This is a genomic window from Terriglobia bacterium (assembly GCA_036496425.1).
GTDB lineage: Bacteria > Acidobacteriota > Terriglobia > 20CM-2-55-15 > 20CM-2-55-15 > 20CM-2-55-15.
The window spans coordinates 1-3,055 of sequence record DASXLG010000204.1; the positions used below are offsets into that span (position 1 = coordinate 1).

2 protein-coding genes are annotated in these 3,055 nt (G+C 58.7%); one reads left to right on the plus strand and one right to left on the minus strand.

The features are described from left to right. Positions 1-372 precede the first annotated feature (372 nt). Positions 373-2,031, minus strand: a complete 1,659-nt coding sequence (locus VGK48_14910; GenBank protein HEY2382465.1) for a PQQ-dependent dehydrogenase, methanol/ethanol family — start codon at positions 2,029-2,031, stop codon at positions 373-375. Between the two features lie 111 nt (positions 2,032-2,142). On the opposite strand from VGK48_14910, the gene VGK48_14915 reads away from it, so the two are divergent. Then, positions 2,143-3,055: D-2-hydroxyacid dehydrogenase (locus VGK48_14915; GenBank protein ID HEY2382466.1), on the plus strand; the 913-nt coding region annotated here is incomplete at its 3' end.

The window sequence follows — 3,055 nt, forward strand, 5'->3', positions numbered from 1 at the left end:
TCTCCCAACCGTACCGCCTCAACCTTGAACTCGTCGGTATATTGTCGATTCCCAACCAACTCTCTCTTGCCCATTTCGATCTCCCGTTCATCAAGAAGTTATCAGCTTTTTGATGTACGTCAAACCAGGGCAAGGTCACCCGTCGGGTGCCCCGGACAGCCGGATGCCTCGCATTGGCGGCAGCTGGAGCGTCACGAGCGTTCCGCCGTCAATCGTGAACACCGACTGTAACACGGTAGGCGCGGTCGTCTCTTTTGTACTGCATGCCACCTTTGACGGGCCGCGCTTACCGCTAAGAACCGTTTGGCAACATCCCTTCAGTCCGCATTCGCTTTGATGTAGCTCTTATCCGTCGAATAAACATCGGTCTTTCTATTCCTGCAGTAAAGCAAAGGTCCAGACCGATCCGCCCGTGGGCACGATGCCGGCGCCATAGCGGATGGCAAGAATGCCGCCGAGCCCTGACGCAATGGTGACATATTGCCGGCCTTTGTGGGTGTAGGTGATGGCGGTGGAGTTCACGCCTGAACTTGTTTTGAACTGCCACAACGTCTTGCAGGTGTCGGCGTCGAGGGCGAGGAATTCGCCGGTTGTTTTACCTGTAAAGACGAGCCCGCCGCCTGTCGCCAGCATGCCGGCCGAGTTTGGCAGATCGGTCAATGGGATGTCCCAGCGTTTTTCCCCAGTCAACGGATTCATCGCCACGAAGTGGCCGACAACTTCGCCGGGTTTTACTGTCGGAATGGTCGAATCCACGCCGGTGGATGTTCCGCCAAGCGGAACCTGTTTCGGCGGCGCCAGCTTTTGGATTCGCGCCACATCCCAGGTGCTTGCGTAGACCAGTCCCGAATTCGGATCGAAGGCGATGGGGACCGCATTGGTTCCGCGAGAGGGCCAGATTTCGACTTCTTCTCCCGCGGCGAATCGTTTTTGGACGTCGGTTAAAACGGGGCGGCCCGTAGTCAGATCGATACGCGTGGCCCAGTTCACTTTGACGTAGGGATTGGCCGCGATCAGCTTGCAGTTGGTGCGGTCGAGAACATAAAGGAACCCGTTCTTGTTGGGCTGAATCATGACCTTGCGGAGTCTTCCACCGATTTGAATATCGGCAAGAACGTTTTCATCGGTCGCATCGACGTCGTAGACGTCATTGGGTGTGTACTGAAAGTAGCAGGCAACCTCGCCGGTTTTCGGGCGGATGGCGAGGACACTGTTGGTGAACAGACTGTCGAGGCTTTCGCGGGGCCGGGTATCGTAGGGTTCTGCGTTTCCTGTGCCCCAGTAGACGAGGTCGAGCTCCGGATCGTACGATCCGGACCGCCAGGTGGGGCCTCCGCCGTATTTCCAGGCATCGCTGTTTTTGGGCCAGGTCTCGGAGCCGGGCTCCCCGGGCGCGGGAATCGTGTACTGGCGCCATAACTTTTTGCCGGTATCCGGATCCCAGCCATCGAGAAAACCCCGCGTGGTGGACTCGCCGCCCGAAACTCCGGAAATTACGACGCCGTTCGCAACGATCGGTCCGCCGGTGGAATAGTAGCCTTCTTTCGCCTCGGCGAATTTCTGGTTCCAGAGCTCGGTTCCGGACTTCATGTCGAGAGCGAGCAGGTGATTGTCGATGGTCACCCGGAAGAGCTTGCCGTTGTAGATCGTCGCGCCGCCGCGATTGAAAGGAGCGCGCGTCACGCCGGACTCGATTTCCACCGGAGTCCGCCAGAGCTGTTTTCCGGTTTCGACGTCGATCGCGAATGTCCACTTGCCGTTGACCACGTACATCACGCCGTTGTAAATGGTCGGCTGTCCGAGTTCGCCCTGATCGTTCATCACGCTCGTGCTCCAGACCGGCACGAGACGCTTCACGTTGCTTTTGTTGATCTGCTTCAGCGGGCTGTAGCTCTTTCGATCGTAGCCCATGCTGTGCGTGAGGACGTTCTCGGCATTCTTGCCACCGTTGATCAGCTCCTGCATCGTTTGGGTAAGCAGGGGAGCGGCGGAGAAAGCAGATAGAACGGCACAGAGCCAGAGTGTTTTCATGTGCGTAGGTTAGTACGAGCGGACGAGGGGCGGAAGAAGTTTTCGGCTTGCTTTCAACACTCCATGTAAGCGTTAGCTGGAAGTGCCAGGGGACTATAATCTTCACCTGGCATGCCGAACATCTCACTCGTTGTCATTGCAGACCCGTCATCTCCGTATCTCGGTCCGCTTTCCCGGATGCCGGCAGACCTCCAGCTCACCGTCACCGACAATCTGGAACAGCTGAAGACCATAATCCCCACGGCCGACGCGATCTTGTATGCCAGCTTTTCGCCGGCGCTGGTGCAGATTCTACCCATGGCGAATCGTGTGCGCTGGATCCACGTACTGTGGACCGGAGTCGACGCGCTGCTCACGCCGGACATGCTGAACCATCCTGCGGTGCTGACCAATGGGCGAGGCGTGTTCAGCAAGCCATTGGCGGATTGGGTTGCCGCCGTCATGCTTTTCTTCGCGTTCGACTTCCGCCGCGTGATTCGACAGCAGGAAGCGCGGCTCTGGGAGCCATTCATCAGCAACGGGATTGAAGGGCGCACGCTGGGTATCGTGGGTTACGGCTCCATCGGACGGGCTGTCGCCGCCCGGATCCGCCCATTCGGAGTGAAGATCGCTGCGTTGCGCCGCCGGCCCGAATTATTCCAGGGCGATTCATTGGTCGATCGGGGGTACGGCCCGGGCCAGTTGAAAGAATTGATGGCCGCCAGCGACTACGTCGTACTGGTTACGCCCCTGACGGCGGAAACGCGGAATATGGTGGGTAGCGCGGAGATTGCTGTAATGAAACCGGACGCGGTCTTCATCAATATCGGCCGCGGGCCTGTCCTCGACGAGGGCGCGTTGATCGAGGCGCTGGAAAGCCAGCGCATTCGCGGCGCCGCGCTCGATGTATTCCAAGCCGAACCCTTACCGCAGGATCATCCGTTCTGGCGCATGCCCAACGTGTTCCTTTCTCCGCATTGCGCGGACCGGGTTGCCGGCTTCCTGGAACCCGCCTTCGACTGTTTTTTCGAGAACCTCGACCGCT